Annotated in this window: 19 protein-coding genes; 8 read left to right on the top strand and 11 right to left on the bottom strand. The window is 61.5% G+C overall.

Features of this window, described 5'->3' with window-relative positions:
- Positions 1–16: 16 nt before the first annotated feature.
- The 6 genes from FNZ07_RS07880 to FNZ07_RS07855 all read right to left on the bottom strand — a co-directional run bounded on the left by FNZ07_RS07880 (position 17) and on the right by FNZ07_RS07855 (position 4,611).
- The gene (locus tag FNZ07_RS07880; protein WP_091015243.1) at positions 17–763 is read right to left on the bottom strand and encodes a fimbrial biogenesis chaperone; all 747 of its coding nucleotides are present in this window, start codon (positions 761–763) and stop codon (positions 17–19) included.
- Positions 764–778: 15 nt separating this feature from the next.
- Positions 779–1,303, bottom strand: a complete 525-nt coding sequence (locus FNZ07_RS07875) for a Csu type fimbrial protein (protein WP_091015239.1) — start codon at positions 1,301–1,303, stop codon at positions 779–781.
- Between the two features lie 411 nt (positions 1,304–1,714).
- A complete protein-coding gene (locus FNZ07_RS07870) occupies positions 1,715–1,975 on the bottom strand; it encodes a UDP-glucose 4-epimerase (protein WP_245811575.1) in 261 nt (86 codons plus the stop codon).
- 42 nt (positions 1,976–2,017) lie between these two features.
- Positions 2,018–3,055 (bottom strand): zinc-dependent alcohol dehydrogenase family protein, encoded by a 1,038-nt coding sequence (locus FNZ07_RS07865; protein ID WP_091015234.1) that lies wholly within the window; start codon positions 3,053–3,055, stop codon positions 2,018–2,020.
- Positions 3,056–3,305: 250 nt separating this feature from the next.
- Positions 3,306–4,052 carry a beta-ketoacyl-ACP reductase gene (locus FNZ07_RS07860; RefSeq protein ID WP_091015231.1) on the bottom strand — a complete coding sequence of 249 codons (747 nt, stop codon included), beginning with the start codon at positions 4,050–4,052 and terminating at the stop codon, positions 3,306–3,308.
- Positions 4,042–4,611 carry a hypothetical protein gene (locus tag FNZ07_RS07855; protein ID WP_091015229.1) on the bottom strand — a complete coding sequence of 190 codons (570 nt, stop codon included), beginning with the start codon at positions 4,609–4,611 and terminating at the stop codon, positions 4,042–4,044. Before FNZ07_RS07855 ends, FNZ07_RS07860 begins: the two co-directional genes overlap by 11 nt.
- A 209-nt stretch (positions 4,612–4,820) precedes the next feature.
- On the opposite strand from FNZ07_RS07855, the gene FNZ07_RS07850 reads away from it, so the two are divergent.
- The 5 genes from FNZ07_RS07850 to fnr all read left to right on the top strand — a co-directional run bounded on the left by FNZ07_RS07850 (position 4,821) and on the right by fnr (position 10,477).
- The gene (locus tag FNZ07_RS07850) at positions 4,821–5,660 is read left to right on the top strand and encodes a universal stress protein (protein WP_091015227.1); all 840 of its coding nucleotides are present in this window, start codon (positions 4,821–4,823) and stop codon (positions 5,658–5,660) included.
- Between the two features lie 108 nt (positions 5,661–5,768).
- The gene (locus FNZ07_RS07845) at positions 5,769–6,260 is read left to right on the top strand and encodes a universal stress protein (RefSeq protein WP_409373375.1); all 492 of its coding nucleotides are present in this window, start codon (positions 5,769–5,771) and stop codon (positions 6,258–6,260) included.
- Positions 6,261–6,699: 439 nt separating this feature from the next.
- On the top strand, positions 6,700–8,778 hold the full coding sequence (locus FNZ07_RS07840; RefSeq protein WP_091015860.1) for a sensor histidine kinase: 2,079 nt from the start codon (positions 6,700–6,702) through the stop codon (positions 8,776–8,778).
- Entirely contained in the window at positions 8,775–9,425 is a 651-nt protein-coding gene (locus FNZ07_RS07835; protein WP_091015220.1) for a response regulator, read from the top strand. Before FNZ07_RS07840 ends, FNZ07_RS07835 begins: the two co-directional genes overlap by 4 nt.
- Positions 9,426–9,736: 311 nt before the next feature.
- Positions 9,737–10,477, top strand: coding sequence for a fumarate/nitrate reduction transcriptional regulator Fnr (gene fnr / locus FNZ07_RS07830; RefSeq protein ID WP_091015857.1), 741 nt, complete (start codon positions 9,737–9,739; stop codon positions 10,475–10,477).
- Between the two features lie 183 nt (positions 10,478–10,660).
- Here the strand turns inward: fnr and FNZ07_RS07825 are convergent, their stop codons facing one another.
- Both FNZ07_RS07825 and FNZ07_RS07820 read right to left on the bottom strand, forming a co-directional pair.
- On the bottom strand, positions 10,661–10,984 hold the full coding sequence (locus tag FNZ07_RS07825; protein WP_091015218.1) for a hypothetical protein: 324 nt from the start codon (positions 10,982–10,984) through the stop codon (positions 10,661–10,663).
- Positions 10,985–11,189: 205 nt separating this feature from the next.
- Positions 11,190–11,783: a flavodoxin family protein gene (locus FNZ07_RS07820; protein WP_170275687.1), complete on the bottom strand. Its 594-nt coding sequence runs from the start codon at positions 11,781–11,783 to the stop codon at positions 11,190–11,192.
- Between the two features lie 172 nt (positions 11,784–11,955).
- Here FNZ07_RS07820 and FNZ07_RS07815 point away from each other — a divergent pair, with 172 nt between their 5' ends.
- From FNZ07_RS07815 to FNZ07_RS07805, 3 genes are all read left to right on the top strand, one after another.
- On the top strand, positions 11,956–12,822 hold the full coding sequence (locus FNZ07_RS07815) for an MBL fold metallo-hydrolase RNA specificity domain-containing protein (RefSeq protein WP_091015213.1): 867 nt from the start codon (positions 11,956–11,958) through the stop codon (positions 12,820–12,822).
- A 158-nt stretch (positions 12,823–12,980) separates the two neighbouring features.
- The gene (locus FNZ07_RS07810; RefSeq protein WP_091015211.1) at positions 12,981–14,366 is read left to right on the top strand and encodes a glutamate decarboxylase; all 1,386 of its coding nucleotides are present in this window, start codon (positions 12,981–12,983) and stop codon (positions 14,364–14,366) included.
- A 32-nt stretch (positions 14,367–14,398) separates the two neighbouring features.
- Positions 14,399–15,892 carry an amino acid permease gene (locus FNZ07_RS07805; RefSeq protein ID WP_091015208.1) on the top strand — a complete coding sequence of 498 codons (1,494 nt, stop codon included), beginning with the start codon at positions 14,399–14,401 and terminating at the stop codon, positions 15,890–15,892.
- A gap of 34 nt (positions 15,893–15,926) precedes the next feature.
- Here the strand turns inward: FNZ07_RS07805 and FNZ07_RS07800 are convergent, their stop codons facing one another.
- From FNZ07_RS07800 to FNZ07_RS07790, 3 genes are read right to left on the bottom strand one after another with little or no spacing between them, the layout of a single operon-like run.
- Positions 15,927–16,820 carry a F0F1 ATP synthase subunit gamma gene (locus FNZ07_RS07800; RefSeq protein WP_091015205.1) on the bottom strand — a complete coding sequence of 298 codons (894 nt, stop codon included), beginning with the start codon at positions 16,818–16,820 and terminating at the stop codon, positions 15,927–15,929.
- Positions 16,817–18,403, bottom strand: a complete 1,587-nt coding sequence (locus FNZ07_RS07795; RefSeq protein WP_091015202.1) for a F0F1 ATP synthase subunit alpha — start codon at positions 18,401–18,403, stop codon at positions 16,817–16,819. The genes FNZ07_RS07800 and FNZ07_RS07795 overlap by 4 nt, the downstream gene beginning before the upstream one ends.
- Positions 18,384–19,133 carry a F0F1 ATP synthase subunit B family protein gene (locus FNZ07_RS07790; protein WP_091015200.1) on the bottom strand — a complete coding sequence of 250 codons (750 nt, stop codon included), beginning with the start codon at positions 19,131–19,133 and terminating at the stop codon, positions 18,384–18,386. Before FNZ07_RS07790 ends, FNZ07_RS07795 begins: the two co-directional genes overlap by 20 nt.
- Positions 19,134–19,145 lie beyond the last annotated feature (12 nt).

Genomic DNA, 19,145 nt, shown 5'->3' with positions numbered 1-19,145 from the left:
TAAGCAATGCGCGCGGTTAGCCCGGGTGTTCCACCGTCACGACGGCTTCGACCGGCAGCGAATTGACTGACGCCCGGACCCTTACGGTGCCCCCCAGGTCTGCATTGGGCGGCAGCAGCACCTGCCACTGGCCCGCGCGTCCTGCAAGCGCATAGCCGAGCAGTCCCTTGTTGATCACATAAGCGCTACCGGTGCCACTCACCAGCTGGACCGCAGCGATCTGCGCGCGTTTCGTGCCGGTGTTCGCGACGTGCATCACCCATCCCTGACCGGTTCGCACGAGACGCCAGGAGAGACTGGGCTGACCTGCCGCGCTGGCGGGTTCGATGAAGACCGGCACGGAATAGCGCAGCCGGATCGTTACGCCGTTCGTCGGCGCCGCGTTGGGCTGCGGCAGTTCATCAATCAGGATGCGAAAGCTCTGTTCAGTGGCGACAGCGCCAGGCGTAACCCGCACGAGCCGGACCAGCTGGTCGTTCTGCGCCGCGATCTGGATCAGGGGCGGGCTCGCGATCAGGTCCTGGGTTGGTGTCAACGTGTCCTCGCCATTGACCTGGTCCCAGCGGAACACCCGCACCTGTCCGTAGAGCAGGCTGTCACCCGGGTTGCGCAACGTGACGCCAGATGCACTCTCCTCCGCCTGCATGTCGACCATCACCGGCGAGATCTGCAGTGTTGCGGCAGGTGCTGCCAGCGGCCACACGGATAACAACAGACCGGCGGCAACCAGCAGCGGAAGCAGACAACGACGGAACCTGATCATGGTCGCGGCGGGCCGTCAGAAGTAGACCGTCGCGGTGACAGTTGTCTGGTACGTGTCAGGCTTCGGCGTGGCTTGCGCCGGCACCTGGCCGTAGACCGTAATCGACTGCGCCGACCCGGTACCGGTGCCCGCGACGGTATTGGTGCCCTGCGTATTGCCCCAAACGGTCGCTCTGCCCGCGTCCTGATAAAGCTGGAAGCCGACCGTCGTACCAGTGTTGCCCGTTGCGGTGCCAGCCATCAGCCTGCTTGCGATGCTCGAACCGGCAACCGTGCCGGCATCGAGCCCGACGTTATACGGCGTGGTATTGGTGCAGGTTACCGCGACCGACGTTTGCTGGTTGAGAGCAGTGGTCAGCACGCCGCTTGTGCCGAAGTTCAGCGGCGTCGCTGCGATGGTGCAGTTGGCCTGGAGCGTGAGCGTGACGTTGAATGTCGCCGTCGCTGTGCCATTGCTGTATGTCGCGGCGTTTGCTAACGGTGCGCCCGCTCCGAATGCCAGAACCACGGCAAAGACGGGTGACAGAAATTGCTTGTTCATTTGTTGCCTCTCCGGCAAGTAATACCGCAAAGCATCGGTGATGACCGGTCTTACTTCCTGATCACGCAGGCCGCCCAATCCCTGGAGATGCTCATATAAAAAACGGATTTAATATTTATAGGTTAGACCATTACGTCGAAACTGATAGATTCTTCTGGATTCCGTACGATAGTTTTAAATTTCGGGGCAAACAGCGAAAATCCCCTCAATTCAAGTCATGGATTTGATGCCCGATTCCTCACTTCACGGATTTCGCGGGAATCGCCTGCCAGCATTGACTGACATCGATCGGCGACAGCCATAGATCCGTGCTTTAATCGATCTGATCGAACTAACAAGTTAAAAAATAAACAACCTGAAGATCATTTTTACACTGCTAAATCGGAAATGTCATTGTGCATAATTTCCCCGTTAAAGATGAAATGCATTTACCCGCTTCAATCCGATCCAGACCATCCCTTCCCGCAAACCTTCGATCATCGCTTCGTGTTCCGTCGAGAAGACACCACTTTGCGTGAACGCATGATCGAATTCACCGCCCGGTATCGCATGTTGAACGCGAATCTGACACGTGAACCCGCCCGTTGTCCGGCGCGCTTCACCTGAAACGGACCAGTCGTCCTCGTGGACACAACCTGTCAATGCCATAGCAATCCCTGGACCTGTTTGCATCGCGGCCGCTCCTTCGATTCGCTGCCGCCCGCCACTCACGCACTACACTTCGATAATCACCTTCAGCGCGTGCGTGTCTGCGGCCCGCCCAAATGTGTCGTACGCCTCGACTACCTCGTCCAGGCGAAAGCGGTGGGTAATCAGCTTTTGGGGATCGACCCGGCCAGAACGTACGGTTTTCAGCAGCATTGGTGTGCTGACCGTGTCGACCAGACGCGTCGTGATCGTGATGTTGCGATCCCATAGCACTTCCAGATGCAGATCCGCCTTCACACCGTGCACGCCGACGTTCGCGATGACGCCGCCCGGTGCAATGATCGATTGGCAGAGCTCGAACGTCGACGGCACACCAACGGCTTCGATCGCGCAATCGACACCGATACCGCCCGTCAGCCGCATCACTTCATCGACCGGGTCGGTCTGGCCGGTGTCTACACACGCTGTCGCGCCGAAACGGCGAGCCACCTCGAGACGATTCACGTCGCGGTCGATCATTACGATCTGCGCCGGCGAATAGAACTGTGCCGTCAACAACGCCGCAAGACCGATCGGACCGGACCCGACGATCGCGACGGTGCTGCCCGGCTGCACCTTGCCGTTCAGCACACCGCATTCGAAACCGGTCGGCAGAATGTCGGAAAGCATCACCAGCGCTTCTTCGTAGGCGCCAGCTGGAATGGGATACAAGCTAGTCTCCGCATGAGGAATGCGCACGTATTCGGCTTGTGTGCCGTCGATCCGGTTGCCGAGAATCCAGCCACCCGTCGTGCAGTGCGAATACATGCCGCGCCTGCAATAGTCGCATTTGCCGCACGACGAGATACACGAGATCAGGACGTGATCGCCGGGCTTGAGCGAGGAAACCGCGGCACCGGTCTGATGCACGATGCCAACCCCCTCGTGTCCGAGAATGCGGCCCGGCTCGCAGGTCGTCACGTCACCCTTCAGGATGTGAAGATCGGTACCGCAGATCGTCGTGCGGGTCATCCTGACGATTGCGTCGGTTGCTGCTGCCAGTTTGGGCATCGGCCGCTCGTCGAGCGATTTCCTGCCAGACCCGTGATACACAAGTGCTTTCATCGTCAAACCTCTATCAGGAGCGAAAGTTCCTCTCTGACGAAACTCTAGACTCGCATACGAAGAACCAGTTGATGTAGATCAAACTATGTTGTCGGTCCGGCTGGTCAGGGCGACGGGCACGCGCACCGAGAGCGATTCCGGCACTTGCCGTACACCTCGCAATCGCCTGGCAATACGGGGATGTCCGCCCGACGGTTCGTGCTTCGCGATGCAATGGAATCGGGCACAGCTGTGCGAAGGAAATTGCGTCTCATTGCATATGCATGCCGCCGTTGATGGCGAGATTCGCTCCCGTGACGAAGCCTGCATCGTCGGAACAGAGAAATGCCACGAGTGCAGCGACCTCTTCGGGTCGACCCAGCCGGCCAAGCGGAATCTGCGGCAGGATCCGCTTTTCTATCACTTCGTTCGACATGGAGGCGATCATCTCAGTCGCAAGGTAGCCCGGCGACACGGTGTTGACCGTGACGCCATGCGTCGCGACTTCCAGTGCAAGCGATTTCGTAAAGCCGTGGACACCCGCCTTGGCCGTAGAATAGTTCGTCTGCCCGAACGCACCGCGCGAACCGTTCACCGACCCGATGTTGACGATCCGGCCAAAATCCCGCTCGATCATTCCACCCATGAACGGTTTCGTCATGTTGAACAGTCCGTCAAGATCCGTGTGTACTACCGCATCCCAGTCGGATTTCGTCATTTTTTCGAACGTCGAATCGCGCGCGATGCCGGCATTATTGACAAGGACATCAACCTCACCGTACTCGGCAAGCACGCGCTGCGCACAGCGCGCGCAAGAATCGTATTCGGTCACGTCAACCTCGAATGACTGGAAATGGCGCCCCGCATCGAGCTCATGTGTCAGCCACGTCGCGACATGGTCGTTGCGTTCGGTGTGGGACATTGCGACGACCATGCCTGCATCGAGCAGCCTCCGGCTGATCGCGGCGCCGAGCCCACCCATGCCTCCGGTCACGAATGCCACGCGTCTAGCCGACATGCTGATCTCCGCGTGACACGTCCGCTCGCACAGCGGGGGCAGTTACACTGGACGTCTGCGGCGGCGCATCTCCCAGGTGGGCGGCCGCGAAGCCTCGACTGTCCAACGCGCTCGAAACCGTCTGTTCGACTTGCTGCATCCAGTCCCGCACAAGGGTCCCTGCTGCATTCAGGTCGACGACCTTCTTCCACTGTTCCTGCCACTGTCGTTGCCACTGGTCTCCCCAGTTCGCCTGCCATCCGCGCAGCGCTTCGCGAATCGCGTCACCGAACGCATTCTGGTCGTGCACCGTAAACCCCAAGCCTTGTTGCCAGATGTTCGAACTGTTCGAGAAGTAGTCGCGCGCCGCGGTCTGGATGTTGGCGTTGAATTCGCTCCAGTCGCGGGCTGTCGTCGCAGCCTCGCGGGTCCGACGCAGCGTCTCGAAATCGCGCTCGGTCCGAAGCTTCTCGAGCGTGCAGGCGCGCTGGCGCCAATCCTGGCCAAACGAAAGCATGCGCAGCGCGAGCGTCAGATTCGCGCGATAGATTTCAAAGGGACGGGTATATCCGGTCACCATGGTCGGCTCCTCGTGGATTGAAACGATAGATGAAGCGGCATGCTCCCACTGTGATGGGTAGATGGAAATCGCGCCGCTACGACAGTCCGGTTCACTGTAAAGAAACGATCGCGCCGTGCATTGACCTGGGTCAACCTCCGTCCCAGCGCCACTCATAGACTCCAGATCACGCATTTACGCGCCCGACCATCTTTTCAGGAGTCAGTGCGATGACCTACAAGAGCATCCTTGTTCACCTCAACGCGAGCGAACACGCGCATCCGCGACTCGAACTTGCACTTCGCCTCGCCAGGCAGTTCGACGCGCATCTGGACGGCATCTACGCGATGTTTACGCCCCAGCCCCAGCCGCTCTATGTCATGGCCGGTACCGCGGAGTACTACCTCGACCGCGAACCAGCGCGGCTCGAGCGCCGCGCGGCGCTCGAGCGCCTGTTTCATGCCGAAGTGACCCGCGCGGAATTGATGGGTACCTGGACGGCGACCAATGAACACGCCAGCGTTGCGGTCCGGCGCGCGGGCCGCTGCTCAGACCTGATCGTGGCAAGCCAGAATGATCCGGATGACCCCGAATCCTACGTAGGCGACCAGTTTCCAGAGAATCTGATCATGTCGGTCGGACGCCCCGTACTGTTGATGCCTTACGCCGGCGCCTTTTCTTCGCTCGGCACGCACGTGATGGTCGCGTGGGACGGCAGCCGTGAAGCCACGCGCGCTATCCACGACGCACTACCGTTCATACGGCGCGCGAGGAAAACGACTGTGGTGATCATCAATGAAGCAAAAAGCGGGGCGTTAGCCAACCGGATTGCTGGCTCGGATATCGCTGCTTTCACCGCGCGTCACGGCGTGAACGTCGAGGTACACGATGTTGAACTGGCACACGGCGAAGCTATCGGTGACGTGTTGCTGTCGCAGGCCGCCGATCTCGGCGCTGATCTGCTCGTGATGGGGTGCTACGGGCACGCGCGCTGGCACGAACTGGTCATGGGCGGCGTCACCCGAACGATCCTGAAATCGATGACGGTACCCGTGCTGATGTCGCACTGATCTTACGCATTACGACGTCTACATCAGGTTCGCGCCGCTCCGCTGCGAGCCGACGTCCGGGTCTTCCGGGCCACCTCCTCAGTGAGATACAACATGTACAAACGCATCATGGTTGCCGTCGACGACAGCAAGACATCCGGGTACGCGTTCGACACTGCTCTCCGGCTCGCCCGCGAAACGTGCGCTACCCTGCAACCGCTCTACGTCGTCGACGTTCCGCTAATGTCGTACGATTCACCTGGTTTTAACGCAAGCATCATCCGCCAGACACTCTACGAGGACGGCAGGAATGTAATCAACGGCGCGTTGACGTCGATGAAGCGAGATGGCGTTCAAGGAATTGACCGGATCGTCGAAACCAACGTGACCGACTTCGATGTCGCTCACTGCATACTGCGCGCTGCCGCTACCTTCAATGCCGACCTCGTTGTGATGGGAACGCATGGGCGAAGCGGTATCCGGCGGCTTGTCCTGGGCAGTGTCGCAGAACGTTTTCTTCGCATAGCCGAATGCCCGGTCCTGATGGTTGGCGCGCGGGCCGCCGAGCGTTCCGCTGCCGGGACAACGACTGCAGTGGAATCCGTAAAGGAACCGTCGTGAGTTTCAAGCGCATACTGGTCCATATCGGCGACAGGGCGCAAAGAAACGCACGTGGTGCGATCACCATCCGAGTTCATTGCGCCGCGACCTGACCGCCTGCGCGGCGGCCTGTTCCACCAGTTCGCGAAGATGACGCCGGGGCAAGCGGTCAGGTACCAGCGTCGCCCGGATCGTGCCGCCCAGCAGCGTCTGTCGTTCATCAGGCCATTCGACGCGCAACCGGAACACCGGTGGCGCCCCAATTGGCGGGAACCAGGGAAGCGCGACACAATTGCCTGTCGATCGAGCAGTGCCGCAGCCACTGCAAGGCGGCGGCACCGCACTCAGCCCTCCGGGACATCAAGGTGGCGACGTGACTTCCAGCAGCGCCGAACCAGAGGACACGAGCGGCAACACCGCCCACACAGCCGGACGGCGGGTTCGTTCGCGCGCCGCTGGGCTGCGACGTCGTCCTTTGCTCGTGGCACTGCTGATCCTGTGCATCAGCGCGGCCGCGATATTCGCCGTTACGTCGTTCGTCGAGCATCAGTGGCAAGCAGCGGCACAAGCCCGCTTCGACGCCCGGACCGAGCGTGTCACCACCCGTCTGCGGCGCCTGCTCAGCGCAAGTGAAACGGTGCTGTACGGTGCGCGCGCCGCGCTAGACCTCTCGCCCTCGATGACGTCCGCGGCATGGCAGCAGTATGTCGAGAAGCTCGAACTGGACAGTTCCGCGTTACCGATCCGTGCGCTCGGCTATGCTGATGTTGCCAGTGCATCGACCGGCATCATCGGAAATTCACCGCTCACGGGCCGACACCTTTCTGTGACGCTACTCGCGCCGGCGGGTGGACTCGTACGCCCCGATCTCTTCGACCAGGATTCTTTCGTCCATGCCGCGCTACTGCGCGCGGCACAAGACAATCAGGTCGCACTCGCCGTCCATTTCGCGTCGGACGTCGATGCGGCGGCCGACAACGAAGCGGTACTGCTGCTATGCCTTCCGCGCTATAGCGGCAGCACTGTCCCTGCTTCACCCGAAGCGCACCGCACTTCGCCAAGGGGTTTTCTATTTGCGTCGCTGGATACGCGGCGACTGTTCGAACCGCTCGTCGCAGGGCGGCCCAGCATCGAACTGAACGTTCAGGCGGGACGGCCAGGCGCATTCATCTATGCTACCGATAGCGGATCTGTGGAAGCTCCCGCTACGACCTCGCTGTTCCGGAAAACCGATACGCTGACTTATGGTGGCATGCCACTGACGCTGGTCTATACGGCAAACGGCAGCGCGAGCGCAACCGGTGCCGACGTCGTCAACGGCACCATTCTGCTGATGGGAATCGGCGTGGCCTTCGCACTTGCCGGGCTGGCCTACGCGCTCACGGCAACCTATGCGAAAAACATGCTCATGCCTGGCGTCGCGACACTCAACGAGGCACGCATGATGGGTATCATCCGCTCGTCGATGGAAGCGATCATCACGATCGACGAAGCGCAAACTGTCGTGATCTTCAACCCCATGGCCGAGCACGTGTTCGGCGTATCGGCGATGGAAGCGGTCGGTGCACCGCTGTCGCGCTTCATTCCTGAACGATTTCGCCAGGCCCACGGCCGGCATGTCGAGCAATTCGGCGTCACCGGCGTGTCGGAACGACTGATGGGCCGGCAGCGCGTGCTGTTCGGACTGCGCGCGAACGGCGAAGAATTTCCGATCGAAGCTTCGATATCGCAGATCCGTGACGCGACCGGCAAGCTCTATACCGTCATGCTGCGCGACGTCACCGAACGGCTCCGGGCAGACAATGCCCTCAAACAGTCCCGCGAAGAATTACGCGATCTGTCCGCCAACCTGCAAAACGTCCGCGAAGAAGAGAAGACTCGCATCGCCCGCGAACTGCACGACGATCTAGGACAACAGCTGACTGCACTGAAGATGGATCTGTCGGCGGTTGAGCAGACACTGGATGCGCACCCGCCCGCACAACCGGATGCGATCGCGAGCGTCTCCGGGCAGTTGCTTTCGATGCGTCTGCTGATCGACTCGACGGTTGCGTCGGTGCGCCGCATCGCCGCCGATCTGCGACCAGTTATGCTCGACGATCTTGGACTCGTCCCGGCAATCGAATGGCTCGCTAATGACTTCACGAACCGTTACGGCATCGACGTCGAACGGCACATCGATCCCGGCGACACTCGCTTCGCAAAGCGTGGCGCGACCACCGTGTTCCGGATTGTCCAGGAAGCACTGGCGAATGTTGCACGCCACGCCGACGCAACGCTCGTCGTCCTGACGCTGGAAACCGAGGGCGGCTACTGTGTATTGCGCATTGTCGATAACGGTCGTGGCACCGACGCCGGCGTCCGCACGCACATCGAGCGCGGCGCACACGCCGACAAATCGTTTGGGTTAATCGGGATTCGCGAACGGGCTCATATGCTACGCGGCACCGTGACTATCGATACTTCGCGGGACCGGGGTTTCGCCCTCACGGTCGCGTTTCCGCTGCACGCCATTGAAGCGGAGGATCCGATCCCATGACCAGGGTACTCATCGCTGACGACCATACGCTGGTGCGCGACGGGCTGCGTCACATCCTCAGCAACGCAAGCGGGCTCGAGGTTGCGGGCGAGGCGCGTGACAGCGCGACGACCATCGCACTGATCCGCTCGACCCCCGCCCACGTGCTGGTACTCGATCTGTCGATGCCGGGGCGCAACGGCATTGAACTGATCAAACAGATCAAGGACGAAAAACCCGACCTCCGGATCCTCGTGCTGACCATGCACGCGGAGCGACAGTACGCCGTACGCGCGTTCAAGGCCGGCGCATCCGGCTACCTGACCAAGGAGAGCGCGAGCGCGGAACTGGTGGGCGCAGTGGCCAAGGTGGCCTCGGGTGGAGTCTACGTGAGTCTTGCGATGGCGGAACGCTTTGCCGAGAGCCTGAACGAACCGGCCGATACGCTGCCGCACCAGCGGCTCTCCGACCGCGAGTTCGACGTGTTTCGCCGGATCGCCGCCGGACAGACCATTTCGGAGATCGCGCACCAGCTATGCGTCAGCGCGAAAACGGTCAGCACCTACAAGACACGCATCCTCGAAAAGATGCAGATGCCGCATGAAGCAGCGCTGGTGCGCTATGCCATGCGCCATAAGCTGCTCGACGACGACGAAGACGAGGTCTGAGCAGCTCAACCGGTCATTCTTGCGAACCTGCTTCGAGGTTCGGCTGTAGGACGATCCCTACACGCCTTCCGCCAGGCTTACTTCAACTTCAATGCCGGCCGATTTCTATCCTGCGTGGCAAGCACGATACTGTGCTTCATGGATGCCGGCGTAACCGGCTACCTTGACGGGGTTTCTCACCAGGAACGCCACGAGCCACAGGTTTCGGACGATTGCGCCAGCATCATTGCGACACGTCGCCGGACAGACAGGAGTCGCGCATGCTTTCCGTATCCGCAGGTGAAGTCCGCCCGTCCCATGCACCGATCGGCATGGCATTTCCCCTCGATGCCCATCACGCCGCGCGTCCGCTCGAGTTCGTGGACGTGACGAAACGTGCCTGTTCGACCTGCTCGATACGCTCGGTGTGCCTGCCGCCCGATCTGACAGCCGCCGAGCTCACTCGCCTCGACTCGATCATCTGTTCGTCTCGCCATATCCGGCGCGGCGAAGCACTGTTCCGCTCGGGTGACACGTTCCAGAGCCTCTATGCGGTCCGGGCCGGATCGTTCAAGACGGTGGTCATGCACCGCGATGGCCAGGAGCACGTCACGGGTTTTCAGATTTCCGGCGAAACGCTCGGACTTGACGGCGTCTGCAGTGATCGCCACAACGGCGACGCGATTGCACTGGAAGACAGCGTCGTGTGCATTATTCCCTATGCGCAGCTCGAAGCCATCTGCCGCGAAATGCGCTCGATGCAGCGTCATGTTCACCGGATGATGAGCGGCGAGATCGTCCGCGAATCGGACTTGATGATGCTACTCGGTACGATGACCGCCGGGCAACGCGTCGCCGCTTTCCTCCTTAATCTGTCAGCACGTTTCAGGGCGCGCGGTTACTCGGCCGCCGAATTCAACCTGCGGATGACGCGCGAAGAAATTGGCTGCTATCTCGGGATGAAGCTCGAAACCGTAAGCCGGATGTTTTCGAAGTTTCAGCGTGACCGCCTGATCGACACGCACGGCAAAGAGATTCGCATCGTCGATCTGGAGGGGCTCGAGCAGGTATGAGTTGCGCCGACAGCGTCGATAACAAAGGGGGCGGCTCCCCGCATAAGATCCGGGCCTCGCTGCGCATGGTCCTCGATCCGCACGAAAACCTCTGCGGCAAACTGCGCTTCGCTACGCGATTCTCGCCCCATCGAGTCACAACATGTGGCCGTGGCGCCTGGTCGTCGGCGTAGCGCACCGCAATCATTCAGTGGCGGACCGTCGCAGCTCCCTGTTCGCATCACCCAGAAGTCGTTCTGCCGCATCGAATGCCTGCCGCACAGCCTCCCTGGGATCGGGACTCGAGCAATGCCCGATCGGAGTGAAACCATCCACTCGGGTCATCAGGTCGAGACGAGCGTCGTACAGTGTCTGGCCTGTCGGGGTTTTCAACGCTTCGATCGCCAGATGACACCCGGCCAGTACGCCTGCGAAGCGCTCGAGGCGCACGAGCTGCACGCCGGCCTCAGCCTCGATCGGTATGGAACCGGCGAAGCCCAGATAGACGATATGCATGCCGACTCCCATTTCACTTCTCCCGAAATCCATTCAGCCAGGGGTATCGGCCGATGCGGCGCGGTAGACCCACTCACCAAAGGCCCTGGATACAATCATCGTCTACTGCCGGAGAATGGTGTTGACGTGCATCAATCAGCCTCATTCGCACGTCGGAACGGGGCGCGCCACTCAGCGGCACGGCCGTCCGGCAGGAGGGAGCGCGAACGCTCGCCGGCTAGCTGCCGCGCAGCGACATGCTGCGCACTGTGCGACGCGAGCCTCGACCTGCATGCGCACCTACGGCCGACGCTCGATCCACCGCCTCCATAATCGCCAGCCGACTGCGTATCTTCCTCGCGAAGGTACCGAGTATGTCGGGGGCTGCTCCGTCACGCATAGCGCTTGCGGAAATGGAGCAGGTCGCGACCGGCGCCTTGCCGACGATTTCGCGCATCCGTTCGAACGCCGCTTCTGCATCCGGCTCCCCCTTGCTACAGAAAAATGCGACATGCAGTAGCTGCTGCCTGTGCGCGGCAAGCCACGTCGCCACTGGCGCACTGGCACGGGCTGCCCAGACCGGTGTGCCGACGACAACGATGTCGTATGCGGCCGGGTCGTGCCGGGTGGCGACGAGACACGCGGGCTTGCGCTGAACTGCGTCGATCAGCGAGCCCAGGTAGCCAATGAAACCGGGACGATGCCGCAGTGGCACGCACTCGCGAATCGGTTCGATGTCTGCGCCTAATTCGGCGGCGAGCCGCTCCGCGAGGCGGCTGGTCACCCCCTCGCGCGAATAGTAGATGACGAGAAATCTGGGCGCGTCCGGCATGGCTGGTCTCCGTTGCGGCGCTCCGTCAAACCGCGGGCGCACTTGAACAAAGATAGGCTTCGCATCTTTGTGATCGATGATCCAGGTCAAGCCGCGCCACACCCGTTGCGCTTGAATAGAGTCTGTACCGCCTGCGATGTCAGGTGTCTCATCAGGTTCAACGGGAGTTTCCATGAAACTTACTTTTCTCGGTGCAACGGAAACGGTCACCGGTTCCCGATACCTCCTCGAAGGAGCGGGTTTGCGGATCCTGATCGACTCCGGATTCTTCGAGGGAGCAGAAAACCGTCGCGCACGTAGCTGCAAGCCCTTTCCGACAGCCGTCGACAGCCTCGACGCAGTCATCCTCACGCATGCACATATCGACCATAGCGGGTATCTGCCCGCGCTCGTCCGCGAGGGATACCGTGGCCCCGTGTATTGCACGCCGGGCACCGCCGACCTGTGCGGCATCATGCTGGACGACAACGCAACATTTTCCAAAGAGGAAACCGGTTTTGCGTGTCGTCACGGCGATTCGAAACAACGCCCCGCACTGCCGTTATATGCGCCCGACGATGCGCAGCGCGCGCTGCAGCTTCTCAGGCCGCACGAATTCGACACGCCCATCGCACTTAACGACGCGATGTGCTTCAGGTTTTTACCGGCAGGGCACATTCTCAGTGCTGCAAGCGTCGTACTGTGCTGGCGCCAGACCATACTCGCGTTCTCGGGCGATCTGCGCCGTCCGCAGGCCTCCCTCATCCGCGCGCCGTCGGCGCCCATACATGCCGATTATCTGGTCGTCGAATCGATTCCATCGCTTTCCGTGCATGCGGACTACAGCGACACGCTTAGCTGGCTCGGTTCAATGACGGACGCACCGGCACGCACCTTTATCACTCACGGCGAACCCTCCGCGGTCAACGCGCTGCGCCGCCAGATCACGGAAACGCTGGGGTGGTGCTGCGAAGTACCTGCCCCGCAACAAAGCGTCGAGCTGGAGGAACGACCGATAGCAGGTCGTGCCGCGCTGCAGGTCCATCTCGACGCGGTGTAGATCGCCCGCCATTTCATCGCAAGCCATACGGGTGTGCTGCGCGTTGTGCAGCTTCCCGACGATGCGCTGCGATTGCAAGACTCTCCGTGGCGCCCATTCGATCCCGTGCGGCACGGCTCATTCATAGCAGTCCTTTCTCAAGCAAGAGGCAAGACATCATGACCTTTCTCAAGTCCGCACCGCCCACACCGGACGCAGTGGCCGATGACTACATGGCGACGATTTCCGGGTCGTCCCTCCCGAAGTACCGTATTCCCGAAACCTCGTCGGACCGGCGCACCGTATTCGATCTGGTACGCGACGAACTGTTCATGGACGGCAATTCCCGCCAGAACGTAGCGACGTTCTGCACGACCTATGCCGATGATGAGGTCCGTCGTCTGATGGATCTTTCGATCGACAAGAACATGATCGACAAGGACGAATACCCGCAGACCGCCGAGATCGAGATGCGCTGCGTGCACATGCTTGCCGATCTGTGGCACGCCCCCCGGTCATGGAAGACCACGGGGTGTTCTACGACCGGGTCCAGCGAAGCCTGCATGCTCGGCGGCCTTGCGCTCAAATGGCGGTGGAAGCAGCGCATGGCGGCACAAGGCAAGCCGACAGACAAGCCGAACTTCGTCTGCGGCCCGGTTCAGGTCTGTTGGGAAAAATTCGCACGTTACTTCGATGTCGAGATGCGTCAGGTTCCGCTTGATGGCAATTCACTCGGCCTGCAGCCGGAACAGCTGGCTGCCTGGTGCGATGAGAACACCATCGGCGTCGTCGCCACGCTGGGTATCACCTTCACTTGCGTGTATGAACCCGTCAAGGCGCTGGCGAACGCGCTGGATGCATTGCAACGCGACGTCGGTCTCGACATCCCGATTCACGTCGATGCGGCAAGCGGTGGATTCGTTGCGCCGTTCATTCAACCGGATCTCGACTGGGATTTCAGCGTCGAGCGTGTCAAATCCATCAACGCGTCCGGGCACAAATTCGGGCTCGCCCCGTTAGGAGTGGGCTGGGTCGTGTGGCGCAGCACCGCCGATCTACCCAGTGACCTGATCTTTCGTGTCGACTATCTGGGTGGCGACATGCCCACCTTTGCGCTGAATTTCTCGCGCCCAGCCGGACAGATCATCGCGCAGTACTACATGCTGCTGCGTCTCGGGCGCGAAGGGTATCGACACATCCAGCAGGAATGCGCGGACACGGCACAGGCACTCGCCGATGGACTTGCAAAGATCGAGGCGCTCGAACTCATCTACGACGGTCGCGGAGCACTCCCGGCTGTCTGCTACAAGCTCAGGTACCCGGCTACCGCGGGTTTCACCTTGTTCGATCTGTCGGACCATGTACGCATGCGGGGCTGGCAGATTGCCTCGTACAAGCTTCCGGCGGGACGCGAAGAAACGATTGTCCAGCGTGTTCTGATACGGCGTGGCGTGACGCGCGACATGGCGGCGTTGCTGCTCGAAGACATCCGGCGCGCGGTCGCGCATCTGGCAAAGAACCCGGTGCGGCAGTCGACAGCCGGTCCGAGCTTTCACCACGATTGACCCGATACCGAAAACCCACAGGAGCATGTGAAATGGACAAGACAATTGAGCGAGGCAAATACCTGAGCGTTACTTCAATCGGGTTAATGACGGCGGCCGCCGTCGTCACCAGTCTTCGCGGACTGCCCCTGCTGGCGAAGGAGGAGATGACGATGTTCGTCTATCTCGCCTTCACGGTGGTCTTTTACCTGATTCCCGCTTCGCTCGTCTCCGCCGAGCTGGGTGGAGCGTTCTCCGATCGGCGCGGGGGAATCTATACGTGGGTCGCAGAAGCATTCGGGACGCGTTGGGGGTTCCTCGCGATCTGGCTGCAGTGGATCCAGAACGTCGTCTGGTTTCCGGTGGCGTTGACGTTCGGCGCGGCAGCGATCGCCTACACCATCGGGAAACCGGGACTCGCGACCAACGGCAACTATGTCGGCGCGTTCTGCATCGTTGCGTACTGGATCGCCACGTGGATCGTATTGCAGGGCGTCGAGGTGTTCTCGAAGATCGCCAACTGGACGTTTGTCATCGGTACCATCGTACCGGGTATCGTGCTGCTGGCGTTGCTTGGCTATTGGGTCAACACTGGTCACCCGATCGGCTGGGAGCAGCTGCAAGTGGCGGCGCTGTCACAGGACGGACACGCGCGCTTCTGGCCGGCGATTCATGGTTTCGGCACGATCGCTTTCCTTGCCGGTATCGTATTGCTGTTCGCGGGCGTCGAAGTACAGGCCGTGCACGTGATGGAGATGCGCAGCCCAAGCCGCGGGTATCCGGCCGCTATCGGTCTCGGCGCCCTCATCTCCGTGCTCATATTCGCACTCGGCGCGCTACCCATCGCTGCGATCCTGCCGTATGAAAAGATCTCTTTGCAATCGGGCGTATTCGATACGTTCAGTGCGATCATCACCGACATCTGGCATATGGGTTGGGCGGTATCGGCGTTGTCGCTGCTAGTGGCACTTGGCGCGATCAGCGGCGTGCTTGCCTGGCTCGGGAGTCCTTCGCGTGGCCTGCTCGAAACGGCCCGCGAAGGTGAGCTACCGCCAATCCTGCAAGCAAAGAACAGCAAAGGCATGCCGAAGCACATCCTGCTCGTACAGGGGGTGATCGTTACCGCGATGTCCTGCTTCTACTTCGTCATTCCCGATGTATCGGTGGCCTTTTTCCTGATCTCGGCGATGACGATCGCGCTTTACCTGATTGCCTACATGCTGATGTATGGCGCGGCAATCAAGCTGCGTTATTCAGCGCCGACGCTGCAACGTCCGTTCAAGGTGCCGGGCGGGATGGCGGGAATGTGGCTGACTGCGGGCGTCGGCTTTGCGGGTGTGGCATTCAGCTTCATTGTCGCGTTCTTTCCGCCGGATCAGTTACCGGTTGGCTCGCCCATGCTCTACACGGCACTCGTCATATCTGGCATCGTGCTGTTCGCAGGCATCCCCTTGATCATTCACCACGTCCGCCGCAGCGGCTGGGCGACTGCGCCGATCCTGCCGCGGGTGCCGCTGATCCCGGTGGCAAAGAGTCCGGTGAATTAACTGCAGTCGTGACGGCAGACCAGGCATCGGGGCATCACGGGCTCTTCATCTGCCGTGGTCGTTTTCGACGTGGCAGCGCAGTGGCAAGCCTGACCGACGAAAGCTCGACGATCTCCGATGTGATCTCATCCTGCCTCAGGCTGCGAGCTTCTCCGGCCAGCCGATCGACCGTGTTGTGGACGTTGGTGCGCGCGGCGATCATTGCGTGCATGCGGGCTTCGTTCTCTGCAGCGAACGACAGCATGACGGCCTCGCAGAGCTGCGTGTAGATGTACTCCTGCGCGAGCCGCGCGAGCAGGCGCTGCGGGGTCGTCGTAATGAGCGGTGGATTGACGCGGCTCGATGGTTTGAAGCGCCTGAAATCGAACGGCCACAAGGCGCTTTGCACGACCTCGATTGCCTCCGATGGATTCGGCACGGCGTACAGCAGCGTCACCCGTGTCGCGCGCCCTGCGTTCAGGCGCTCGTACAGAGCGACCGTGATGCGGTCGGCAAGGGCCGGAACTTCATCTGCATGGGCGACCATGGGTGCGGACCAGCCGATCGTCAGGCCATGTTCGGCAGCAGTCGGAATGCCGCGATCACCGGCCAGCAGGTATTCGATCGCTGCCGACGCCGCCCGGCGCGTCGCGGTTTCGACCAGGTGTTCGTTGAACGTGCCGACAAAACCCTGCTCCGCACACAGGATGACCACGACCTCGGCATCGAGCGCGGCGTCAGGACGCGCGGTTGCGTCATCGTGACCGTCGAGCATCAGCGCATTGCTGATGGCGGCACCAATCATGTCGGCGCACGCGTGGATTGCTGGGATACGACTTTGCGCTTCTCTCGAGCGGGCGGCCGCGATACCACGCATCGCGCTCACCACCGATTCGAGCTGGTGCACGCTTGCAATGCGCGCCTGGACCTCGCCGAGCCGGTTGCTCATGATGTGCCTGGCTGGACGGCCGGTACCGGTTGTACCGGCGGAGTCTTTCCTGCTGATGTCGTCGTACCGCACACTTGAGCGAGATCACGTACAGCGGCCACGAGCATTGCCAATGTTGCGTCGTCGAGTTTTCCGGTGTCTCGCAGGAGCGTTGCTGCACTATTGCCGACGGTGTCGAGATGCCCGGCAAGACGGGCCCGTATCGCCGGGATGCTGTCGACGGGGAGGCTATCGAACACGCCCTCGGCGAGCGCGGCGAGCAGTGCGACTTCGTCGACAGGCCGCAGCGGTGTAAAGCGCGGCTGCGTGATGAGCGCACGAATACACGAACCACGCACAACCTGAGCCTTCACGCGCGCGTCGGTGAGCCCCCCGAAGCGCGAGAACATTTCCAGCTCGAGGAATTGCGAATAGTCGAGACGCAGGCGCCCGGACACGTTTCGTAAGGCCGGCATCTGGGCCTTGCCACCGACCCGGCTGACGCTCAGGCCGACATCGATAGCGGGTCGCTGGTTTGCAGCGAACAAACTCGTATTCAGGACGATCTGACCGTCGGTGATCGAGATCAGATTGGTCGGAATATAGGCAGACAGGTTGCCTGCATCGGTCTCGGCGATCGGCAAAGCTGTGAGCGAGCCGCCGCCGCGCTCTGGCGAGAGCTTCGCGACCCGTTCAAGAAGACGCGCGTGGAGATAGAAGATGTCGCCCGGATAGGCTTCGCGCCCGGGTGGCTCGTGGGTAAGGAGTGCCAGTTCGCGGTGCGTCGCTGCGTGTCGGGTCAGATCGTCGATTACGACGAGCGCGTGTTGCCCGCGGTCGCGGAAGTATTCGGCGATCGTCATCGCGCTGAATGGCGCAATCCATTGCAGGCCAGCCGACGCTGCCCCCGACGCGAACACGAACACGCAACGCTCGGGCGCGCCGTGCTCCCGCACCGCGGCAATCGCGCGCTCGACTGCCGAAGTACGCTGGCCGATAGCCACGTACACGCAGACCATGTCGGTGTCCTTCTGATTGACGATCGCGTCGATCGCAATCGAGGTCTTGCCCGTCGCCCGATCACCGATGATCAACTCGCGTTGTCCGCGCCCGATCGCGAACAGCGCGTCGATCAGGAGGATCCCGGTCGCGACCGGCTGAGCGACCAGATCACGTTCGATGATGCTGGGCGCCGGCCGTTCGATCGGCATCCGCGATTCGGCCTGTATCGGGCCTAGGTCGTCGAGTGGCCGGCCGAGTGGATCGACGACGCGTCCGAGCAGGCCGGGTCCGACGGGCACCTCCACGACCTGTCCCGTACCGGTGACGACGGAGCCCGCCGAGATCGCCGCGCCGTCGTCCAGCAGCACGGTGCCGATGGTATCGACATCGAGCGTGAGCGCGAAGCCGAAACGGCCGCCGTCAAAGCGCAGCAACTCGTTCAGGCGCACGTCGGGTAGACCCGAAACGAGCGCAATACCATCGGCGATGTGCTCGACGCGACCCACAGCGTCGGCATGCGAGCCGGGCTGCGCACGTGCGAGCGTGGCCCGGCTGCGCGCGAGCCACGCATCACCGGAGGCGTCAGGCGTGGTCTTCGTCATGGGTGAGCAGCTCGGTCTGGAGATAGGCGAGGTCGGCGCGAAAGCTGTTGCGCACGATCGCGTGCGGCGTTTCGAGTTCGAGACCCGCGAGTACAGTTGCGTCGATGCTGACCAGCAGCTGTGCGTCATGACCAAGCACCCGGATAAGCGCGGCATGACAGGCTGCAAGTTCATCGGTTTGCAGTGCACGAGGAACGATCAGGCGGACCATCGCGCCGTCGCGGCCCAGTTCGGTTCGGGACTCATCGGGCAGCTTCGCGAGTTCGCTCGCGAGGCCGTCGATGAAGCCGGCGACCCGTACCTGTTGCGGCAGCCGGTCGAGCAGCTTTGCCGCAATATCGATCGCGAGTCGCGAAGCCCCGTCGGCATCGCCGTCCGCTGCTGCCAGCTGCGCATTCTCGATATCGACCTGCGCGGCCGAGCGCAAACGGTTCGCATCGACATGAGCGGCACTTTCGATCGACGCCTTCAACTTTTCTGCCTCCGCCGTCGTCGTCACGAGCATGTCGTTGCGCTGTCGCGCGATAGACACGACTTCGTCTGCTGCCCGTTGTCGGTCGGCAATTGCCGCCGCCCTTGCCCCAGTGGCATCGGCTATGAGATCGGTTGCCGCTTGCTGCCGCGCGGCGATGATCTTCGCGACCGGGCGAAACAGGTAGCGCGCCAGCAACCAGACGAGCACGAGCGCGTTGATCGTCTGCAACCCGAGTGTCCACCAGTCGATGTGCATGATCGCTCTAGC

Origin of the sequence: Paraburkholderia megapolitana, from assembly GCF_007556815.1 — a bacterium.
In the GTDB taxonomy this organism is placed as follows: domain Bacteria; phylum Pseudomonadota; class Gammaproteobacteria; order Burkholderiales; family Burkholderiaceae; genus Paraburkholderia; species Paraburkholderia megapolitana.
Note: the sequence above shows the minus strand (reverse complement) of the source record. Positions and strands in the feature narration are given on the sequence as shown.